The sequence below is a fragment of the Pseudomonas fildesensis genome, assembly GCF_001050345.1.
GTDB lineage: Bacteria > Pseudomonadota > Gammaproteobacteria > Pseudomonadales > Pseudomonadaceae > Aquipseudomonas > Aquipseudomonas fildesensis.
In genome coordinates this window covers 389,847-407,590 of the sequence record NZ_LFMW01000002.1, presented here as the reverse complement: position 1 = coordinate 407,590, position 17,744 = coordinate 389,847, and the positions used below count along the sequence as shown (strand labels likewise).

Here is a 17,744-nt window from a genome sequence, read left to right as displayed (position 1 = left end):
TCGTCTGCCCCCTATTTTTCTCATGGCCCTGGTTTTCAGGTCAGGGCTTAGGGGCGCTGAATGAGCGCAAACGCCTCCCCCTTCAGCCAACCCGCTCAAACCGCCGCCGCTTCAGGAACAACCCCACCCCCAGCGCAACGGCAAAGATCGACAGCAGCCCCAGATCAACCCCTAACAAGCGGGTTTGGCTTGCCGCAACGCAGCCGACCGCGCCACCCACCACCAGCAGCACCCCTAGCCACTTGCGAAGCAGATACGACTTGAGAAACCGATCGAGCAGAAAGAACAGCACCAGGGCAATGACCATTTGGATAATTTCGGACATGTGCTTCTCCAGTCAGGTCTTGATGATCAGTGTCGAGCCGGAGCGTTGCGGGCCGATACCGCCGTTGACCTGCGCCTCGATGCTGACCAGTACGTCGCCTGCATGATAGGTGGGCAAGATTTCATTGGCGTACATGCGTACACCGGCGCCTACAGGAACACCCACGTAGGGGGAGGCCACAGCAGAGGTGGCGCCAGCGAAGGCACTAGCGGCAAGGTTGGCGATCTTGGTGCGTTGGGCATTGAGGGCATCACCCTGCTGCCGGGTCAGCGGATTGGAGATGCCGATCATCATCACGCACGGCAGGCTCTTGGCCAACATCTTGTCGTACACCTCGACGACCTTGTTGTTGACCTCATAGTGGGCGCTTCTTGCCTCGCCAAAATGCAGCTCGCGCAGGCGCCCGCGTTCGCTGTCGGTGAGGGTGATCTGCGATACGTTGAAAACGATCCCGTGATTGCCCATGTATTGGAAAGTCTCTTCGAACTTCATCGCACGCATCCTTTCGAGCCAAAGACGGGGATTCTCTACAAGGAATGCATCGGATTCAAATCATTTCACCCTTGCCGGCAAAGTGTGTTGGCTGGACGCTTACGCTTTCTTGCCAAAGCAGCAAGTTGCGGTAGGTAGCACTCGGCAGATCGCCGCCGGTGTAGCCGACTCGCGTGTGCAGCACGCCAGGGTAGCGTCGCAACAGATCCTGCATGCCCCAGAAGCAACCGCCGGCGAGGATGGCGGTCTCGGCTTGGTTGGTCATGGTCTGCCCTTTTTCTCAATGGATACTGGAGTAGTTATCGGGCGGTGCTGGCCAATACCAAGGTTAAACAGCGGCCAGCTATCCGAAAGACGACGTAGCGTCGGGGGACTGACGAAGCGGTGTAGGCCCAAAATGCCATTTGCTCCAGCGCTATTCGCCCATCCGATCCGTTACAATCGCCGCCCTGAACATCAGCCAAGGAGGCCCCCATGAGCGTTCGCGGTAAAAACCTACAGATCGACAATATCGAATTCAACGTCAGCGACATCGCCCGCAGCAAAGCATTTTACGGCGGCGTATTCGGTTGGACATTCGTCGACTACGGCCCCACCTATACCGAATTCAGCGATGGCCGCCTCACCGGCGGTTTCACCACAGGCGAACCCGTTCGGCCGGGTGGCCCTCTCGTCATTTTGTATTGCGATGATCTCAACGAAGCGCAACAGCGGCTCAAGGCTGCGGGCGCGATTATCACGCGCGACACCTTTTCGTTCCCCGGTGGAAGCCGATTCCACTTCAAGGACCCGGATGGTTATGAACTGGCCGTCTGGACCGCTCAAGCCTAGTAGTTTGCTGGCCGATAACTAACGTTACGTTATTGCGAAGACCGAGTTAATAAATGAAAACAATCGCCCTACCCGCTTTTATCGCACTCCTGTGCCTGCACGGTTGTGCGGAGATGCCTGCCTATTCGAATGTCGCGGCCAGCGAAGTGACGGATGAGTCGCGCTACACGGTGGTGGAAACCGACACCTATGCGGGCAGGCCCCAGCGCCACTATGCGGACCTGCTGCCGGACCTGAACATCATCAAGGTCAACGACAAAAAGGTCGGGAACATCCCGTTGTCCACCTACTACTACAAGAATGATTCGCCCCAACGCGCCGTGCTGACGCCGGGCAAGTACACGATGCAATTGGAGTACCGGCTGCCTCGGCACTTCATGTTTGCGGATCTTGAGTTCGAGGGTAAGGCCGGCCAGAAGATCATCGCCCGCTCCAAGTACATTGGCCTCAACCGACTGGAAATATGGCTGGAAGATTCGGCGACCGGCGAAGTCGTCAGTAAGCGGGTGCGCTGACAGGAACAGAAAGGGATGAGGAAAACCTCACCCCCTTCACTGTTTCTATTGCGCCTGCCAAATCCTGTGTTGTCAGCTTGTAGCGATATTGCTAGTGTCGATCCATGACTAACTATTTCCTCACCTCGACCACGACCACCACGACCGCAGAATGCGGAGCGTGCGAGGTGTCGTAAGCGAATAGCAGACAAACCTCAAAGGCCCGCCAGCGATGGACAGGGCCTTTTTTATGCCCTTGTGTCGCTGGCTCAAACGCAAGGAGATGCACCCATGTACGCCCTGTTGATACTCGATGTCCAAGTCGGGCTTGTTCACGGACCGGAAAAACCATGGCGCTGTGAAGCGTTGTTGGAAACGGTGAATATCTTGCTGGACAAGGCACGCAGCGCAGGAGCGCCGATTTTTATAGCCCGCCACATCGGGCCCGCCGGGTCGCCTATCGAACCCGGCAGCCCACTGACGATGGTTGCGCAGGAATTGAAGCTGCTCGGTGGCGAAGTGGTGTTCGAAAAACGCCGGCCCAACGCCTTCGAAATGACCGACCTTGCGGGCAATTTGCGCGCTTGCGGCGCTACCGGTGTGGTGATCGCAGGGATGAAAACCCAATACTGCGTCGACAGTACCTGCCGTGCAGCACGTGACCTTGGCTTCGATGCGGTACTGGTCGCCGATGGCCACACCTGCACAGACACGCCCGTGATGAAAGCTGAAGACATTGTCGCTCACCACAATGCAACGCTTGACGGGCCGTTCTGCCAACTCGTTCTGACACAGGACTGGCGCTTCTAACAGCACCCGAAAACGCGGGAATACGCATGGCTTGCCATAGGCACTGGCTACCTGCGACATTCCCGCACGCGTGTGCAGTAACTGCAGTTACTGGGACGGATTTATTTAACCGCGACCGCCGAAGTCAGTTAACGCGGGCGCTAACCTCGCACGAAGCGGAATGATGGATCAATCAATTCAAGGACTATAAAAACAATGAAAACCGTATTCTCCACCCTGCTTCTACTCTGCCTGGCCGCACCCGTGCTGGCTGACAACAGCCCTATCGGCTTCCAGACCGCGACCCTGCCCGACGCGCAAAACGACCGCCCGCTGCAACTGGTCGTCTGGTACCCCGCCACAACCAACGCGAAACCTGAGTTGATCGCCGACGACATCGTGTTCGTCGGTGCCCTCGCCGTGCCCGACGCACCACCGGCGGCCGGCGAGCATCCCTTGGTCGTGCTCTCCCACGGTGACGGCGGTAACTGGGGCAAACAGGTGTGGCTGGCCAGCGCGCTGGCGCATCGGGGCTACATCGTGGCGGCGGTCAACCACCCCGGCACCACCAGCCGGGACCGCACCCCTAAAAACGCGGCGCAGTTATGGCAACGCCCCAAAGACTTGAGCCGGGCCATCGATGCGGTCATCGCCCAGCCGAAGTTGTTTGGCGCGGTCGCCACACAACGGATCGCAGTGATAGGCCACTCCCTCGGCGGCTGGACCGTCATGGAAACCGCCGGCGCGCGTTTCGACCCAGACTTGTTCACCCGCGACTGCAGCACCCACGCGGTGTTGGCCGGTTGCAAAGCCTACCTGCGGATGAACCCCACCGGCGTTCCAGACGGGAAGGCGAAACTGGCCGCCGACTTGAGCGACAAACGCGTGCGCGCCGTGGTGTCCCTGGACCTGGGCCTGTCACGCGGGATGACCGACGCCAGCCTGGCAGCGCTGCCGGTGCCGGCACTGGTGATTGCAGCAGGTGTGTCGGAGGAGGCGCTGCCAGCTGAGTTGGAGTCTGCCGATATGGCCCGGCGTTTGCCAAAAGCGTCGACGCAGTACTTGGAGATCGGCGACGCCAGCCACTTCAGCTTTATGTCGATCTGCAAACCGGGCGCGGTGAAATTGCTCGAAGCAGACGTGCCGGGCGACGGGATTATTTGTGGGGATGGGGAAGGCGAAGGGGCTCGGTCGCGTGAGGTGATTCATGGGCAGGTTGTGGGGTTGATCAGCGAGTTTCTGGCGAAGTCGTTTCGCAACTGAAGCAGGCACGAGACTCAACCCAACGTTGGATGCGCCTGGAAAACCTCGCGTATCATTCAAGGCCGCGCAAACGCTGAAACCACTTTTAATAAAGGAATAGACCCACGTGATGTCATGGAAACCCAAGGCCATTTTTGCGGCTGTCGCCCTCTCTACACTGCTTGTGGGATGCACCACGGGACGCTATGACGGCACCCGCCCGCCAGACCCGACCAAAGCCATCATCGTTGGCTCCATTACTGAAGGTTTCCTGACGCAACCCCATGGACTGATGGTGCATATCCGTAAAGTCGGCGAGCGGTACACCACCGTCCCGTTGGACACGATGAGTGCCGAAGACGATGAACCGTCGCCAAACCGGCTGGGGAATCTCTTCATGTACGAAGTGCCTGCGGGCAACTATGAAATCTACCAGTGGAACTACCGATATTACCGTGGCGAAACGCAGCCCCGGGCAAACCCGGTGATCTTCAGCGTGAAAGCGGGCGAGACCGCCTACATTGGCGACTTCGCCGCCAATGCCCTGACCTTCTGCCTGTCTAACGTCAACAACGCCGACACGACGGTGCCCGCCTTGAAGCGCAAGTACCCGGTGCTTGATGGCCGTACGGTGCAGAACCTGACAGACCGGACGAAGTTTGAACCGTGGCCGGATTCCGATGCGCGCGATCTCGGTAGGGGGCTTTGCAAGTTTTGAGGTAGGGCAGCGATGCTTAAGCGAAGAACGGGGGCAGACCACGATTCGGCGACTCGGATAAACGTGTTCTGACCCCGTTTTTTTTGCGCTATTTGAGTTCGAGTCGACTGAAATTGTCGAGTGAGTTTACTTTTGAACAGGGGGCCGGCGATGCAGGGAAAAGCGTTCGAAATAGTGCGATTAGATCAAGTCCACGAAATAGTTTCGCCCACTGTAGAGTCACTTTTACAGCCGCTAGGATTCGAGGTACAGGGCCCGCTGTCCTGGCTTCGTAGCGACGATGCTCCCATTCGCCAAATCTTTCGCCTTGAGCAGTGGAAAGGCGGCGCACTAGCGCCGTCATGGGCTCTGTCACTGGACTTCGTCCCTCATCTCTCCGGAAATGAAATCAAATGGCACAGGACGTCAAAATCAGCACGACCTGATCTGACTTTCGATGTGCGAGATCAGTCGTTTGATATCTCATATAGCTATGGACCTGATGCTATAGCGAGCAGCGCACCCAATATCCTCAGGGCTGCCATTCCCAAAGCTGAATCGTTCTGGAGCGAGGCTCGTTCGATAGCCGACCTGCCTGGTGCTTTCGAGAGGGTCAAGCAGCATCTGTCGACTGGTGGCCTGGGTTTCTACAACTACACACAACATCCTCTTGCATATGCCTTTGTATTGGCCGTGAACGGCAAGCCCGACGCAGCAGAGAAAGAGTTTCAACGTTATTCACTGCGCCTTTCAGAGGCGGCTCGAAAAAAGCTCCGCAAGCTATTCATCGATGCGGGTGGTCACGCGGGTTAGCCATGGGAAAATCTGTGTCCAACTCTTGCCGAGTCGGTTGAAAAACTCGCTATGGATTTAAATCTCAGCCGCGAGCTTTTCTGCCACAGGAGTGCGGTTCATGCCGGCCTCTTCAATATTTTCCAACTTAATGCTCGGACACGCGCCATGGGCCCAAGCGCGTCGCATCGATTGCACTGATGATTACTATCGAACGGCTCGCCTATTGGGTTGCCAACCCCCATTCCTATAATCGCCTCCCATTTCTCCCCCTCTCCCCCGCCTGGCTTCAGGCGACATTCCCCTTGGAACCCAACACCATGCCAAGCGCCAGCCACGCCCCTCGCGGCCTACCCGAACATAGTCAACAGAGTGTCAAACAGCAGTGGCTGGCGATTCTCTCGGTCGCCGTGGGTGCCTTCGCCCTGGTGACCAGTGAGTTTCTGCCGGTGGGTGTACTCAACGACGTCGCCAGCGACCTGGGCATCAGTGCCGGCCACGCCGGGCTGATGGTGACCCTGCCCGGCATCATGGCCGCCCTCGCCGCCCCCTTCCTGTCTGTCAGCATTGGCACCATGGACCGCCGTTACCTGCTGATCGGCCTGACGTTCATCATGATCATCGCCAACTCGGTCGTGGCCTTCGCCAGCGACTTCAGCCTGCTGCTGTTCGGCCGCGTACTACTGGGCATCAGTATCGGCGGTTTCTGGGCGACGGCCATCGCCCTCAGCAGCCGCTTGGCCCCCAAGGGCGTGGGCGTTGCCCAGGCCACGTCGATCATCATGGTGGGCGTGACCTTGGCCACCGTGCTGGGCGTACCCGTCGGCACCTGGCTCAGTGGCCTGATGGGCTGGCGCATGACCTTCCTGGTTACCGCGCTGCTGGGCATACCGGTGTTACTGGCGCAGGTGTTCCTGCTACCCCGGCTCAACCCGGAAAAGGCCATTCGCATCAGCGACCTGCCGGCCCTCTTTATCAACCCACAAGCGCGGGTCGGTTTGATCGCTGTGTTGCTGATCGGCCTGGCGCACTTTGCTGCCTACACGTATGTCGCGCCCTTCTTCAAATACAGTTCCGGCTTCGACGGGCCGACGATTGGCTCACTGCTGCTGCTCTTTGGCGTGGCTGGGGTAATGGGCAATATTTTTGCCGGTTTCGCCGCCAACCGCAGTGTTCGTCACACCCTGCTGCTGGTCGCGCTGATGATCGGCACCAGTACCGCCCTGTTCCCCTACTTCGCCACCGGCATGACCGGCGCCGCGATGCTGATCGCACTCTGGGGCTTCGCCTTCGGCGCCTTCCCGGCCTGCGCCAGTATCTGGATGTTTGTCGTCGCGCCCAAGGATGTCGAACGCGGCATGCCGCTGTTCGTCGCGTTGTTCCAGGTGATTATTGCCCTGGGCTCGTTCTTCGGCGGGCGGATCGTCGACCAGATGGGCAGCTCGGTGTTGTTAAGCCTGGCGACGGTGCTGGTGGGCTTCGGTTTTGTGACCGTGCTCGTGCTGGGGCGAAATGTCAGCAACAGCTTGGCGGCTCAGCCTTGCTAGCGCTGCGCTTCAACCTGGGAGCTTGGCAATACTGGGATTCGTAACGTTGTCACGATCCTTGAGGGCTTGGGGTACAAATTGACTGCTACGCCTGCGCGTCGGCGCATGACGCTTGATGAGTTGAAAACGACGAACGTTCATGAGTAAGCAGGGCCAAAAAGGCGCCATTGGGGAAGGGGCGCTAACAGCCAAAAACGGACGTTCCCCTCGCTATAGCCAACGTCTGACCTGGCTGCAGTATTGCGTGAACTCTCTCCCGAAAAGGCTGGCAAGGGCCCGCTCCTCCGGCCCGATCTGGAAGATATTCATGTACATAACGAAGCCCAGCACGCCTAGGAGTGCCGGGGGCCAGGCGAGGAAGATTGACCAGGCTATCAGGACTATGGCGAAGCCTAAGTACATGGGGTTGCGGGTATATCTGTAGACGCCCGAGCTAACCAGAGCCGAAGCCGTTTCAGGCTTCAGCGGGTTGACCGTGGTGCGGGCCTTGCGGAAGGACAGCACGCCGGCTAGACAAATAGCTACTCCTGCTAGCAACGCCACCAGCGCCAGGCTAGTGCGCCACTCGATAGTCAGCTCCAGGGCGCCGGGTAAGTGTCGAGCAGCGACCCACATCAACAGGCCGAACAGGGCAGCAACCAGCGGCGGAGGGATGCGGGTATCCATGATGAATTCCTATTAGATACGAACTTGCTACTAGAATGAGGGTTATAGCCACTATAGGGTCAAGCACCATGAGCACGATGGAGACTGCGGGGCAGGTCGCCCTGAGTTGCCTCAGACTTTGTCGACAGTTAGTGACTGCTCTTGGCCGACAGCTGACCTTTCAGCACAGTGCTCGGTCATCGGTGTCGTTGTCGTTGTCGTTGTCGTTGTCGTTGTCGTTGTCGTTGTCGTTGTCGTTGTCCGGGGAAGGCGTTATCCGCTCGAAATGGTTCAACCAACTCGCAGCGGATGCCGTGCGGTGTCTCTATTTAACGAACTTCAGGCATGCGAACCCAGTCTTGATTTGCAGCTGTTGAATGGGTTCGATGCTCTCCTGGTCGCCGACTTTCTTGATGACGCCTACGCCGCAGAAATGTTCGTCGTGGTTGAAGATCGGAAGAATGCCTGCCTTGGGCTTGCTCCAGGAGCCTTGGATTAAGGTATAGGTGGCGCCGTTCTGTGGCGTGAAGGAGAACGGTATCTGACAAACGCTGCTTCCTGAGAACTGCCCATAGGTCAGGATCAGCTCCTTATTCACGGCGACCCGAGATTCGATGTAGTCGCCGTTAGAGGGCAGGATGGTGTAACCCGCATAGCATCCATTGTCGCTGAACGTCATGGCATCCAGTCTCGCACCATTTCCAGCCTTGAGGCGAACCGTTGCGGAGGGTTCATCGGGGCCAGGAACGACATACTGCTTGCCCTGCAAAAACGAAGTGCAACCGCTAATTACCAACACGCCGGCCAGCAAGATACAGCGGCTGGACTTTTTATTGAGGTACATCCATCTCTCCCTGATTCCATTGGGTGCCCTGTCCATTCCGGGGCTTGGGACTGCCGAATAGCGGGCTGATGATAATGTATTCGGTGATGTATCAACGAGTATTCAGGGCATAGGTCTGGACAAGGATGCTCTTCGTTCCAGATCACATTTCCAGTGAACGAGTAAAGGGGGATTTATTCCCCCCGAATCGGATCTACTCCATTTTCCTCCGGCGCCCCCCACTCTCACGCACGCTTGGGCAGCTTCCAATTCGGCCGAACAAAGTGGCACGTATACCCATTAGGTATCCGCTCCAGATAATCCTGATGCTCCGGCTCCGCCTCCCAAAACGGCCCCGCCGGCTCAATCTCTGTCACCACACGCCCCGGCCACAACGTCGAAGCATCAACGTCCGCAGCCGTATCCTCGGCAACATCTCGCTGCTGCTCACTAAGATAATAAATCGCCGAACGATAACCAGGCCCAAGATCATTCCCCTGCCGATTAGGCGTACTCGGGTCATGGATCTGGAAAAAGAACTCAAGAATCTGCCGGTAAGTGATCACCGCCGGGTCAAACACGATCTCAATCGCTTCAGCATGGTTGCCATGGTTGCGGTAGGTGGCATTCGGCACATCGCCGCCGGTGTAGCCGACTCGCGTGTGCAGCACGCCGGGGTAGCGTCGCAACAGGTCTTGCATGCCCCAGAAGCAGCCGCCGGCCAGGATGGCGGTTTCGGTTTGGTTGGTCATGGTCTGTCCTTGCATTTAATGGAGACAGGGGTAGTTATGGGGTGATGTTGGCCAATACCAAGTTGAATCGAGGAAGAACGGGGGGTGGCCGTTGGACTAACAATCGCCTGCCGTATCTCAAGCACATCACGCGCCGGCGATGCACCAAATTGCCGTAGATACTCGCGGCTAAACTGTGACGCACTTTCATAACCAACAGCAAACGCCACATCAGACGCACGATGCTCGCCGGCCAGCAAAAGCTGGCGAGCTTCCTGCAATCTAAGCTGTTTCTGATAGCGGATGGGGCTGAGGCCTGTCATCGAAAGAAAGTGGCGATGCAGGCTTGCCCGGCTCATGCCGCTGGCCTTGCACAATGCATCGATACGCAGTTGGTCGGTGTAATTGTCCCGGATCCAGGCAACGGCCCGGCGGATGCTGGCCAGGGCGCCATCGGGTTGAGCAATCTGACGCAGCAATCGGCCCTGGGGGCCCAGCAGAAGACGATAGAGCAATTCCCGTTCGACCAAGGGGCCGAGAACCGGGATATCGGCAGGCGTGTCGAGCAATGACAATAAGCGCAGCAACGTATCGCGCAGCGAAGCGCTCATCGGGTTGATCGTGATGCCAATCCCTTTTTGTTCGCTCTCGCGAATCACAGGCATGGTCGCCGCCAGGTCCGCCAGTATGGCCGGGGCCAGCACCAGCGATACCGCCACGTAGGGCTCACCCCCTTCAGCATCAAGGATTTGTCCGCTCAAAGGCAGGTCCAGGGCGCTGATGAGATAGTGCTCACTGTCGTAGCTCAGGAGATTGTCGTTAATCGCGACGCGCTTGGAGCCTTGCAGGATGAAGCAGATCATCGAGCGATACAGGCATGGCGCCTTGTCCGTGGTGCCTTGCCCGACGCAGAGGTCTACACGCGGGATGCGTGTAGTCGTCAAACCCGGTGGCGCATGGCGCAGGGCTATTTCAAGATGCGGTGCAAGGTCGTTGTTCATGAGCCGATTATGCCGACGCCCCGTCATCACGCAAGACGATTGAGACAATCGGGCAATGAATTGAGCTTATTGGGCGTGGGTTATAAACCGATCACTGCCTATCTTGAGCGGGTCAAGAAAGCGCCGAAAGGCACGCCTAAACCTAGCTGAGATAACCCATGACCCACCCGATCGCACTCATCACAGGCGCCAGCCGTGGCCTTGGCCGCAACATGGCCGTTCACCTCGCCAAGCGCGGTGTCCACATCATCGGCACCTATCGCAGCGGCGCGGCAGAAGCCGAATCGCTGAAGCAGCAAATCGAGGCGCAGGGCGGCAAGATCGCGATGCTGCCGCTCGACATTACTGATACCGCCAGCTATGAGGCTTTTTCAAGCGCAGTGACTAAAACGTTGAAGACCAACTTCGGTCGCGAGCGCTTCGACTTTCTCGTCAACAATGCTGGCAATGGCCTCTTTGCGAACTTCGTTGACGCCACCGAAGAACAATTTGCCTCACTGGTCGCTACGCACCTGCGTGGTCCGATTTTCCTGACACAGAAGCTGCTGCCGCTGGTGGAAGACGGCGGCCGAATCCTTAACGTTTCCTCCGGTTTTGTGCGCTTTACTCTGCCGGGATACAGCGTTTACGCGGCAGTGAAAGCCGCCGTCGAGGTGCTGACCCGTTTCATGGCGGTTGAGCTGGGCTCGCGCCACATTCGGGTCAATGCGATTGCCCCCGGTGCTATCGCTACCGATTTCGGCGGCGGTGCGGTACGCGACAATAAAGATGTGAACGCCTATGTGGCACATGGCATCGCGCTGGGCCGTGTCGGTCTGCCGGATGATATAGGCGCTGCGGTTGCCGCCATCCTGTCCGATGACATGGCCTGGGCTAACGGGACGACATTTGACATTTCGGGCGGGCAGCTGCTTTAAGCGCAATTGCGCTGACTCCTTGAAAGGACACCGTCATGCCAACACCGATCGAGACTGTCAGCGCTTTTTTTGCCGCTTTTCCCGAAGACCATGGGAGAGTCGCCATACAGCGTTGGTTCACACCCAGCACCGTTTGGGTCAATGAAGGCGTCGCCATCACGACCGGTATCGACGAAGCGATTGCGCTCATTGATGCCCTTGAGAAAGCATCAGGCATCGCTACGGTACGTTTTGAAATGCTCGCCATCGCCGCAGACGGTAACAGCGTGCTCACCGAACGACTTGATAGGTTCGAACGCGCTGACGGCAGCGAGATCGGAGCAGCGAAGGTCATGGGCATACTTGAGCTTGAGGGCGATCACATCGTCGCGTGGAGAGACTACTTCAATGTCAACTTCGCTCAAAAGCTCTCCGATAGTTAATCTCAATATCGCAGCGGCTGCGCCTCGCGCTAAGCACGGCTTGCCATCAAGGCAGTAAAGGGGACAAGTAACGGGGCGGATTCATTTAGCTATGAAACCTTTTCCTCGGTTAACGCGTTGTTGCTTGACCTGTCGGATGAGCTGACGGGGAAGCAGCGGGATGTGGCGTAGGCGATTCACCCGTTGAGTGAGCTGGGGGGGGGGGTTGTTGGTGGATAAGTTGATGGCGCGGGAGGGTGCTGTAGCGGGCAGCGAACCTTCCACCCACTCAATAGATCGCTGAGTCTTTGTGACTCACTTTACGAAGACTCGGCGATTTTCCTTCGGAATAAATAAATAGATCAGTCCCCTTAATCCTGCAGCCTCAGCAGTGGCTGGGCAAACACGCTCCTCAAGTTGGCGGATAAATACGACGAAGTCGAAGCGCTACTGTGGGTGAGAACTCATTCGGCCGTCCACCACGTTGCTCGGAATTGCCGATGAAGCCAGCAGCGAAATGCTGATCGGCAACAGTTCCGAAGTCTTTTAGGCTTTATGTGTTTTCATCAGCGTCGATGAATTTCTTGCGATTTACCATCCAGGGTAGCGCCGGCTGGCTGCGTATTTTCTTGCAGCGGTTTTTTGTAAATTGGTAGGTCACAAGCTCAACGAAATGGCGGTTGCCTTTAACCACGTCGTAGGTGATAAGAAAATAAATCAAGGGGCTTTTAGCATCGATCCAGGTGTTCAACGTTTGGTCTAGAGCCTTTTGAATGTCCTCTACACGACTGTAGCCAATGAACGTCTGAAAGGCTGCCTGACCGGCCTTGCTATGCAGCTTTTTGATTTCATTGATGTCCGTATGGGCACGCTTCCACTCCCATTCCACGAAGGTCAAAATATCCTTTTCGGAGTACTGCACCACCGCATCGGTACGCCCGCCCGATTCGAAAAGCGCCCGTGCGCCCAGCAGGCTGGCACATTGCCGAATTACGAGGCCCATATGAATCGTCCAGTTGGCCCGGTTCGCCAGGCAGGCTGTTTCAGTAACGGGAAAATCCTTGTACCAGAGGTAGTTGAACAGCGTAACGAAGTCCCGTTCAATCCGTTTCATTATGGCTTCCATATGTCTAATGATTAGCTGTAATTAACGTTCCAGCCATGACCCCAAACGTCCTCAAGGTTTTCGTTAGAGATCCCTGAGCGCCTAGCGATAGTCGTCAATGTATCGGCACTACGCCGCTGACCTTTATCTTCACGCACTGCTGCCACTCCCTGTCGGCTGAGCGCTGTCAGTAAATAACCACTAGGCATCTGGGCCTTATTGGCCGGATTACTGATTTATTAAATGGGGGAGAACGTGAGGCGCTTGGGCTTAAGCGCAGCCCTGCTTGAAGTCTTAGCCGTACGTTTACCACACTGGATCGCGCGCCCGACGCCGAGTAGCCTATCGCTATAACGGAAAACCTCTTTACCCCCTGCATTTGGAATGCCTAATGGCCCTGCACGACGCAATTGCCCTTGAAATCCACGCCGGCGCGCTACCGCTACACTTCCGCGCTGCAGACCTTAAAACCATTGGCCGTAGGGTCTACTTAAGCCCCACCGACGCCAACGAACGCTATCGCGTGGGCCTAGACTTTTTCGCCGCCAACACAATCAATACGCAGCTGGCAAACCTTTGTGAGCACACCGGTTACTGGGCGCGCAACGGCCAAGTGGCGCGTTACCGGCGTGTGGCCGAGGGGTTGTATGAGTTGCTCGGCCTGGACGAAACGCAGGAGCTGACCGCTGAAGTCGAGCCGGCTACCGAGGCGCCCCTGGGTTGCCATAGCTTAAGCCCCTGGGAAGCGCGCTTTGCCTTCTACCTTGAATATGAACCCTTTCAAATCTACGATCGCCGCCGCCGGAAGGTATACCCAGCCCAGGCAGCTCAGGGACTGGATGCACGATTGAGCAGCTACTTCTGGCCCTCCCCGGGAGTGAATTTTGTAGCTACTGAGCAAGTTCTGCAGGGGTTTATTACTCAGGCTCGAGTGCTAAGTATTGACCTTGCCGGTAATGCCGACGCGGTGTTGGCGTTATTCGCGTCTATCTGTCAGTGGGGCGGGGTGCGCCTGCCCACACAGGATGCCGATGCGGTGGTCGCCAACCTGCAACGTGCAGCTAATCGCAACGCTCAGAACCCTGCTGCGATGAACAGTGCATGGACGAAGCTGTACGCCATGTTTTACCCAGACGACTTTGTGATCTATGACTCGCGTGTAGCCACCGCATTGGTGGCTATTGCTGAGGCCGTGTTCGATGACGTCGAGCTCGATTCCTTCAAGGCGCAGTATCCCAACCTAGGCCTGATTGCCGGGCGTGGCGGTAGTCGGCCACGAGCGACTCGTGCTGTATGGCGCAATGCATATATGTCATGGCCAGCGCAGCTCGATGCAAATCATCTTGTCGCGTCCATTGTGCAGGCGCTTAATACACGATCTGGCTTGGCCTACAGCGCCCGCCAATTGGAGGCTGTGCTGTTTATGGAAGGATATTGAGCGGCCGTTACACTCCAGGCGACGCCTATTTTGAAGAGCATTGCCACTCCTAAGCGTGACGACCGGCAGCGTTTGGCCGATTGCTGCCGTGCGCCAACGGCAGCTATCGGCCAGGAGCAGACATTCGAGACAGTCTACCTATGGGCCATTTTCGGAGCTTGTTGATGGGGCTGGGGGGCTCCCTTGTCTCATTCTCCAAGGTCCCTCTCTAGGAGCCCTCATACGCCAGTCGTCGCTTCGGCGTAGCTAGGCTGGCTGATAACGCCCTTTTTTCAGCGCAAAAAGGCCAGCGTGAAAGTGGCTGCACAAACAGCAGCCATCCTATACCAGGCCCGGTCGGCTTATTGCCCGGCCTGGCTGACAGGGGTAACGCTGCGGGTGTAATAATCGCCCGACGAGTCCTGGATGCAGTAATTCGGGGACATCGGTTTTTCCTCGCCGGCTTTCAACTCAACCACCTCATTGCGGCACGTTGTCTGGAGTGTTTGCGACTGGAATGCCTGCCGGACTTCATAGTCGGCGCCTGCGCGTGGCACGAAACTGACGGGCGCTGAAGAGCAACTGGACCCGGACGTGACGAACGCCACAAACACGATCAGCGGCTGCCCGGCCGGGACCACACGTTCATCGAAGTACCTGCGCGTCTCATCGATCTTCGCGCTGACCGGGGAGGCCGGCATGCCGATGACATTGTTCTGGTAGTCGGAAGGCCACATGCCGAAGATATCCGCGCTCTGACCGCTGGGCACGATACGCGAAGGATTCCATCCTTGCGGCCGCTCGCGGGCGGCCAGCGCTTTTCTGTAAGTGTCGTTGAAATACTGCTCGCAACTTTGGCCGGATACGAAACCTGCGTATGCCCCTTGCCCGCTGATCAGGCGGATGCGCGCCGTACTGGCGGGGTCGTACTTGGCCATCTCGGCCGGGTTCTGGACATCGGTTTTCTTGAAGGTGCAGCCCCCGATAGCCAACGGCACGATGAGCAACAACCCCAGGCGTGCGATGACAATGCCCAAGCCGGTATGAATTGATGAGCGCTTGCTGGCGTCCTGCTTCATTATTTTCTCCCTGTTAGTAGCGCAACCTTGGTGATGGCGGGGTTTGGGCAGGCGTTTGCCTTCAAAGTTCGCGGGTTCGCACTGGATTGGGGGCAAAGAAAGCATGACGGCGGCCTTTTCTCTCTCCCGAAGTGTCGCGCGTACAGTCTGCCCTGTTATGCTGATTCAGCTATCCGGCGTGTAGATAAGATGCTATACGGCATTAAGTGACAGGAATGTCGGCCAATTGATAGTTAGGGAAAACTGAGTATGCGTCGCTTAATAGCCAACGGATTTGTGTTTGTCAGCATTGCGATACTCTGTTCCGGCTGCACATCTTATTCGTCCCAGCCGACAATCAACAAACCCGTTGAACCCGAAACACAAGAAATCATCTCCAGCTTCAGTTACGCAATAAACTCCCCATGGAAAGACAGTCGCTTCGGCAAGGACGCATACGCAGCGACACTCAAAGTTATTCCCGATGCACAGGATACGGGCTCCAGCCTTGCCGCCCCGACCCTACCGGCATTAGAGATAAAGATCTCGGAGTTCTCATCTGGCGGCGCTTGCGGACAAGATTACTTGACGGGCCTGAGTCTGGGTTTGATCCCCAGTTGGTGTACGCGGACAAACCTTTTCAAGTTTGAATTTATATTGAATAAGGATCAGCGCTTTTGCAGGCAGAAAACCTACTCGATAAACGCCACGTCGTTTTCACATCTCACGATGATTCCGTTTGCACTATTCAATACGGACAATCAGCCATTGACGCTCTATCAGGCGGCGCTTAAAAATTTTCTTCGGATAGGTCAATGTGCGACGCGTTGAGAGGCATGTTAACAGGCTGTGTTTTGCGGCTACGAGGGGCTCATTCCAGGCGTTGGGACGTTCGAAATTTATCTCAGGTGAGCGGCAGCTTTTGGCCGAAAGCACCCTGTCATGGATGGCTGCTTTGGGTCGATTGCTGCTCATCGTGACAGGCAACTATTGGCCGATTGCTGCATCTCACGACAGGCGACAATCGGCCTACTGAGTTGAAAACAGTCGACTTTCGGTAACGTCCAGAGAGGGTTACAGATACCATTCTGATTACATTCAGTGGCGTGCTTCATGCCGTAAGCAAAGATTCTCAAGAATCTAGGCAGTTGGGGAGCCTGACGTACATAAAGGACTAACATGTTGCGCAAAGCTCACATCATTACCTTTCCTGCCCTAATCGCGACGGTGCTTTTACTGACCGGTTGCCCGCCTTCAGCTGAATTCACGCGGTGGAAACGCGCTTCGACCTCTGTTGAGGGTGTTAAGGCGGCTATGACGGAATGTGGCGACCCCGTTGGCAGTTCGATGACGCATTTGCCGATAAACGAGCAAGTGCTGCAATTCCAGTGTATGCAGCGTCATGGCTTTGTTCGCAAAGACGGTTTTGAATACTGTGAATTAATGAAAGACATGCCCGCCTGCGTTGAAGAGAGGCAGGGTCATCCTCTCACCTTGTCCCAGCTCGAAGCTTTACCGTTTGTCGAGGATGACGCATTTCACCCAATCAAGCCGAATTCAGGCCGGGATGAACGCATGCAAGTAACCTGGCGCAAGGCGGGAGCATCACCGCATTTCTCAGTCCAGGTAGCGAATGATAGTGAAGCCCTGCCGGTGATGTACGCATGTGGCTATGCCAAACCGCTAGGGTCAAATCTGGACGTTGCAAGCATCGGAGACACAGCCGAAGCGCAACGCTGCATGATTGATCACGGCTTTGAGCCAAAACACAAATCGACGCTGGTTTGCCTGATCTATCCACAAGTGACGGGCTGTTCGTCAACGACGCTGCGTTAACCTCTTGAATAAGTCACGAGGGAAGCTTGCCGACCGCTTTGATCATCCCAGATTGTGGTATGAGCTGATAATTGAACTTTGTACACGAACGCTCACTGATCGTCCCTAAAGGTTAATCGTCTCACGGTGATTTTTTCAGGATTGCCCAAGACCTGAAGAAGAACATTGTTTTTTTGAATTGATAATTGCTTCGCCGAAAATCCTTTCAAATTTCGTATGACTGAACTCCATGTTTGGCAGATTTATGTCGGCGCATAGCCCTGCTAAATAATCTGGGAGTCTAACGTGCTCGGCATAATCTTTTGTTCCATCCATATAAGGATAGGCAAACAAAAATTTCGGTCTGTTAGGGTCTTTCACTGCACCTGAATTCATACGAAATATGAGGAATGAAAAAGGAGCCAACGAGCTGATGGAGACTGCCCGCTCCTTCCAGGAAGTTGACGATAAACTGGAGACGCATTCGTGAGTAAAGTGGAGCACTACTCGGATAAAGTCATATGACGGCATGGCGAAATCAGAGCGTGCTTGGTTTCTTTTAGCCAGTGCCTGTGCTTCTTCTTCTTTTGAATACTTCATATTAGATTTGTTAGTTATATGA

The 17,744-nt window shown here is 56.3% G+C and carries 20 protein-coding genes and 3 pseudogenes; 13 read left to right on the top strand and 10 right to left on the bottom strand.

The features are described from left to right. Positions 1 to 82: 82 nt before the first annotated feature. From ACR52_RS05120 to ACR52_RS05110, 3 genes and pseudogenes are all read right to left on the bottom strand, one after another. Positions 83 to 325 carry a hypothetical protein gene (locus tag ACR52_RS05120; RefSeq protein WP_048721160.1) on the bottom strand — a complete coding sequence of 81 codons (243 nt, stop codon included), beginning with the start codon at positions 323 to 325 and terminating at the stop codon, positions 83 to 85. A 12-nt stretch (positions 326 to 337) separates the two neighbouring features. Continuing rightward, positions 338 to 817, bottom strand: a complete 480-nt coding sequence (locus tag ACR52_RS05115) for a hypothetical protein (RefSeq protein WP_048721158.1) — start codon at positions 815 to 817, stop codon at positions 338 to 340. A 124-nt stretch (positions 818 to 941) separates the two neighbouring features. Next, positions 942 to 1,082 (bottom strand): annotated as a pseudogene (locus ACR52_RS05110) (peptide-methionine (S)-S-oxide reductase); the annotation flags it as partial. 209 nt (positions 1,083 to 1,291) lie between these two features. On the opposite strand from ACR52_RS05110, the gene ACR52_RS05105 reads away from it, so the two are divergent. From ACR52_RS05105 to ACR52_RS05075, 7 genes are all read left to right on the top strand, one after another. Beyond that, on the top strand, positions 1,292 to 1,648 hold the full coding sequence (locus ACR52_RS05105; protein ID WP_048721154.1) for a VOC family protein: 357 nt from the start codon (positions 1,292 to 1,294) through the stop codon (positions 1,646 to 1,648). Between the two features lie 53 nt (positions 1,649 to 1,701). Continuing rightward, a complete protein-coding gene (locus tag ACR52_RS05100) occupies positions 1,702 to 2,163 on the top strand; it encodes a hypothetical protein (protein WP_048721153.1) in 462 nt (153 codons plus the stop codon). Positions 2,164 to 2,433: 270 nt separating this feature from the next. Further along, a complete protein-coding gene (locus ACR52_RS05095; protein ID WP_048721151.1) occupies positions 2,434 to 2,952 on the top strand; it encodes a cysteine hydrolase family protein in 519 nt (172 codons plus the stop codon). Between the two features lie 195 nt (positions 2,953 to 3,147). Beyond that, positions 3,148 to 4,194: an alpha/beta hydrolase family protein gene (locus ACR52_RS05090; RefSeq protein WP_048721149.1), complete on the top strand. Its 1,047-nt coding sequence runs from the start codon at positions 3,148 to 3,150 to the stop codon at positions 4,192 to 4,194. 109 nt (positions 4,195 to 4,303) lie between these two features. Beyond that, a complete protein-coding gene (locus ACR52_RS05085; RefSeq protein WP_048721148.1) occupies positions 4,304 to 4,891 on the top strand; it encodes a hypothetical protein in 588 nt (195 codons plus the stop codon). 150 nt (positions 4,892 to 5,041) lie between these two features. Beyond that, on the top strand, positions 5,042 to 5,683 hold the full coding sequence (locus tag ACR52_RS05080) for a hypothetical protein (RefSeq protein ID WP_048721146.1): 642 nt from the start codon (positions 5,042 to 5,044) through the stop codon (positions 5,681 to 5,683). 299 nt (positions 5,684 to 5,982) lie between these two features. Continuing rightward, positions 5,983 to 7,209 (top strand): MFS transporter, encoded by a 1,227-nt coding sequence (locus ACR52_RS05075; RefSeq protein WP_048721144.1) that lies wholly within the window; start codon positions 5,983 to 5,985, stop codon positions 7,207 to 7,209. 210 nt (positions 7,210 to 7,419) lie between these two features. On the opposite strand, the gene ACR52_RS05070 is transcribed toward ACR52_RS05075, so the two are convergent. The 4 genes and pseudogenes from ACR52_RS05070 to ACR52_RS05055 form a co-directional block, all read right to left on the bottom strand. Continuing rightward, on the bottom strand, positions 7,420 to 7,875 hold the full coding sequence (locus tag ACR52_RS05070) for a methyltransferase family protein (protein ID WP_048721142.1): 456 nt from the start codon (positions 7,873 to 7,875) through the stop codon (positions 7,420 to 7,422). 304 nt (positions 7,876 to 8,179) lie between these two features. Beyond that, positions 8,180 to 8,698, bottom strand: a complete 519-nt coding sequence (locus ACR52_RS05065) for a hypothetical protein (RefSeq protein WP_048721140.1) — start codon at positions 8,696 to 8,698, stop codon at positions 8,180 to 8,182. Between the two features lie 224 nt (positions 8,699 to 8,922). Beyond that, the gene (gene msrA / locus ACR52_RS05060) at positions 8,923 to 9,429 is read right to left on the bottom strand and encodes a peptide-methionine (S)-S-oxide reductase MsrA (RefSeq protein ID WP_048721138.1); all 507 of its coding nucleotides are present in this window, start codon (positions 9,427 to 9,429) and stop codon (positions 8,923 to 8,925) included. Between the two features lie 89 nt (positions 9,430 to 9,518). Then, a pseudogene (locus tag ACR52_RS05055) lies at positions 9,519 to 10,409 on the bottom strand (AraC family transcriptional regulator N-terminal domain-containing protein); the annotation flags it as partial. Between the two features lie 158 nt (positions 10,410 to 10,567). Between ACR52_RS05055 and ACR52_RS05050 the strand changes: the two are divergent. The 3 genes and pseudogenes from ACR52_RS05050 to ACR52_RS31155 all read left to right on the top strand — a co-directional run. Continuing rightward, the gene (locus tag ACR52_RS05050) at positions 10,568 to 11,326 is read left to right on the top strand and encodes an SDR family NAD(P)-dependent oxidoreductase (protein ID WP_048721136.1); all 759 of its coding nucleotides are present in this window, start codon (positions 10,568 to 10,570) and stop codon (positions 11,324 to 11,326) included. A 35-nt stretch (positions 11,327 to 11,361) separates the two neighbouring features. Then, positions 11,362 to 11,748 (top strand): limonene-1,2-epoxide hydrolase family protein, encoded by a 387-nt coding sequence (locus tag ACR52_RS05045; RefSeq protein WP_048721135.1) that lies wholly within the window; start codon positions 11,362 to 11,364, stop codon positions 11,746 to 11,748. An 87-nt stretch (positions 11,749 to 11,835) separates the two neighbouring features. Further along, positions 11,836 to 12,031 (top strand): annotated as a pseudogene (locus ACR52_RS31155) (DUF6124 family protein); the annotation flags it as partial. 249 nt (positions 12,032 to 12,280) lie between these two features. Here ACR52_RS31155 and ACR52_RS05040 read toward each other — a convergent pair. Further along, positions 12,281 to 12,841: a hypothetical protein gene (locus tag ACR52_RS05040; protein WP_082143101.1), complete on the bottom strand. Its 561-nt coding sequence runs from the start codon at positions 12,839 to 12,841 to the stop codon at positions 12,281 to 12,283. Positions 12,842 to 13,223: 382 nt separating this feature from the next. Here ACR52_RS05040 and ACR52_RS05035 point away from each other — a divergent pair, with 382 nt between their 5' ends. After that, positions 13,224 to 14,270, top strand: a complete 1,047-nt coding sequence (locus tag ACR52_RS05035; protein WP_048721133.1) for a hypothetical protein — start codon at positions 13,224 to 13,226, stop codon at positions 14,268 to 14,270. A 341-nt stretch (positions 14,271 to 14,611) separates the two neighbouring features. Here the strand turns inward: ACR52_RS05035 and ACR52_RS30760 are convergent, their stop codons facing one another. Beyond that, positions 14,612 to 15,328, bottom strand: a complete 717-nt coding sequence (locus ACR52_RS30760) for a hypothetical protein (RefSeq protein ID WP_048721131.1) — start codon at positions 15,326 to 15,328, stop codon at positions 14,612 to 14,614. Between the two features lie 249 nt (positions 15,329 to 15,577). Here ACR52_RS30760 and ACR52_RS05025 point away from each other — a divergent pair, with 249 nt between their 5' ends. Continuing rightward, a complete protein-coding gene (locus ACR52_RS05025) occupies positions 15,578 to 16,138 on the top strand; it encodes a hypothetical protein (protein WP_048721130.1) in 561 nt (186 codons plus the stop codon). 348 nt (positions 16,139 to 16,486) lie between these two features. After that, positions 16,487 to 17,143 (top strand): hypothetical protein, encoded by a 657-nt coding sequence (locus ACR52_RS05020; protein WP_048721128.1) that lies wholly within the window; start codon positions 16,487 to 16,489, stop codon positions 17,141 to 17,143. A gap of 135 nt (positions 17,144 to 17,278) precedes the next feature. On the opposite strand, the gene ACR52_RS31150 is transcribed toward ACR52_RS05020, so the two are convergent. Then, positions 17,279 to 17,722: a hypothetical protein gene (locus ACR52_RS31150; protein WP_236692116.1), complete on the bottom strand. Its 444-nt coding sequence runs from the start codon at positions 17,720 to 17,722 to the stop codon at positions 17,279 to 17,281. Positions 17,723 to 17,744: the final 22 nt, after the last annotated feature.

Bases quoted from the DNA above. Each gene is read 5' to 3' on its own strand.
- ACR52_RS05120 (WP_048721160.1), bottom strand. From the start codon at position 325: ATGTCCGAAATTATCCAAATGGTCATTGCCCTGGTGCTGTTCTTTCTG.
- ACR52_RS05115 (WP_048721158.1), bottom strand. From the start codon at position 817: ATGAAGTTCGAAGAGACTTTCCAATACATGGGCAATCACGGGATCGTT.
- ACR52_RS05105 (WP_048721154.1), top strand. From the start codon at position 1,292: ATGAGCGTTCGCGGTAAAAACCTACAGATCGACAATATCGAATTCAAC.
- ACR52_RS05100 (WP_048721153.1), top strand. From the start codon at position 1,702: ATGAAAACAATCGCCCTACCCGCTTTTATCGCACTCCTGTGCCTGCAC.
- ACR52_RS05095 (WP_048721151.1), top strand. From the start codon at position 2,434: ATGTACGCCCTGTTGATACTCGATGTCCAAGTCGGGCTTGTTCACGGA.
- ACR52_RS05090 (WP_048721149.1), top strand. From the start codon at position 3,148: ATGAAAACCGTATTCTCCACCCTGCTTCTACTCTGCCTGGCCGCACCC.
- ACR52_RS05085 (WP_048721148.1), top strand. From the start codon at position 4,304: ATGTCATGGAAACCCAAGGCCATTTTTGCGGCTGTCGCCCTCTCTACA.
- ACR52_RS05080 (WP_048721146.1), top strand. From the start codon at position 5,042: ATGCAGGGAAAAGCGTTCGAAATAGTGCGATTAGATCAAGTCCACGAA.
- ACR52_RS05075 (WP_048721144.1), top strand. From the start codon at position 5,983: ATGCCAAGCGCCAGCCACGCCCCTCGCGGCCTACCCGAACATAGTCAA.
- ACR52_RS05070 (WP_048721142.1), bottom strand. From the start codon at position 7,875: ATGGATACCCGCATCCCTCCGCCGCTGGTTGCTGCCCTGTTCGGCCTG.
- ACR52_RS05065 (WP_048721140.1), bottom strand. From the start codon at position 8,698: ATGTACCTCAATAAAAAGTCCAGCCGCTGTATCTTGCTGGCCGGCGTG.
- msrA (WP_048721138.1), bottom strand. From the start codon at position 9,429: ATGACCAACCAAACCGAAACCGCCATCCTGGCCGGCGGCTGCTTCTGG.
- ACR52_RS05050 (WP_048721136.1), top strand. From the start codon at position 10,568: ATGACCCACCCGATCGCACTCATCACAGGCGCCAGCCGTGGCCTTGGC.
- ACR52_RS05045 (WP_048721135.1), top strand. From the start codon at position 11,362: ATGCCAACACCGATCGAGACTGTCAGCGCTTTTTTTGCCGCTTTTCCC.
- ACR52_RS05040 (WP_082143101.1), bottom strand. From the start codon at position 12,841: ATGAAACGGATTGAACGGGACTTCGTTACGCTGTTCAACTACCTCTGG.
- ACR52_RS05035 (WP_048721133.1), top strand. From the start codon at position 13,224: ATGGCCCTGCACGACGCAATTGCCCTTGAAATCCACGCCGGCGCGCTA.
- ACR52_RS30760 (WP_048721131.1), bottom strand. From the start codon at position 15,328: ATGAAGCAGGACGCCAGCAAGCGCTCATCAATTCATACCGGCTTGGGC.
- ACR52_RS05025 (WP_048721130.1), top strand. From the start codon at position 15,578: ATGCGTCGCTTAATAGCCAACGGATTTGTGTTTGTCAGCATTGCGATA.
- ACR52_RS05020 (WP_048721128.1), top strand. From the start codon at position 16,487: ATGTTGCGCAAAGCTCACATCATTACCTTTCCTGCCCTAATCGCGACG.
- ACR52_RS31150 (WP_236692116.1), bottom strand. From the start codon at position 17,722: ATGAAGTATTCAAAAGAAGAAGAAGCACAGGCACTGGCTAAAAGAAAC.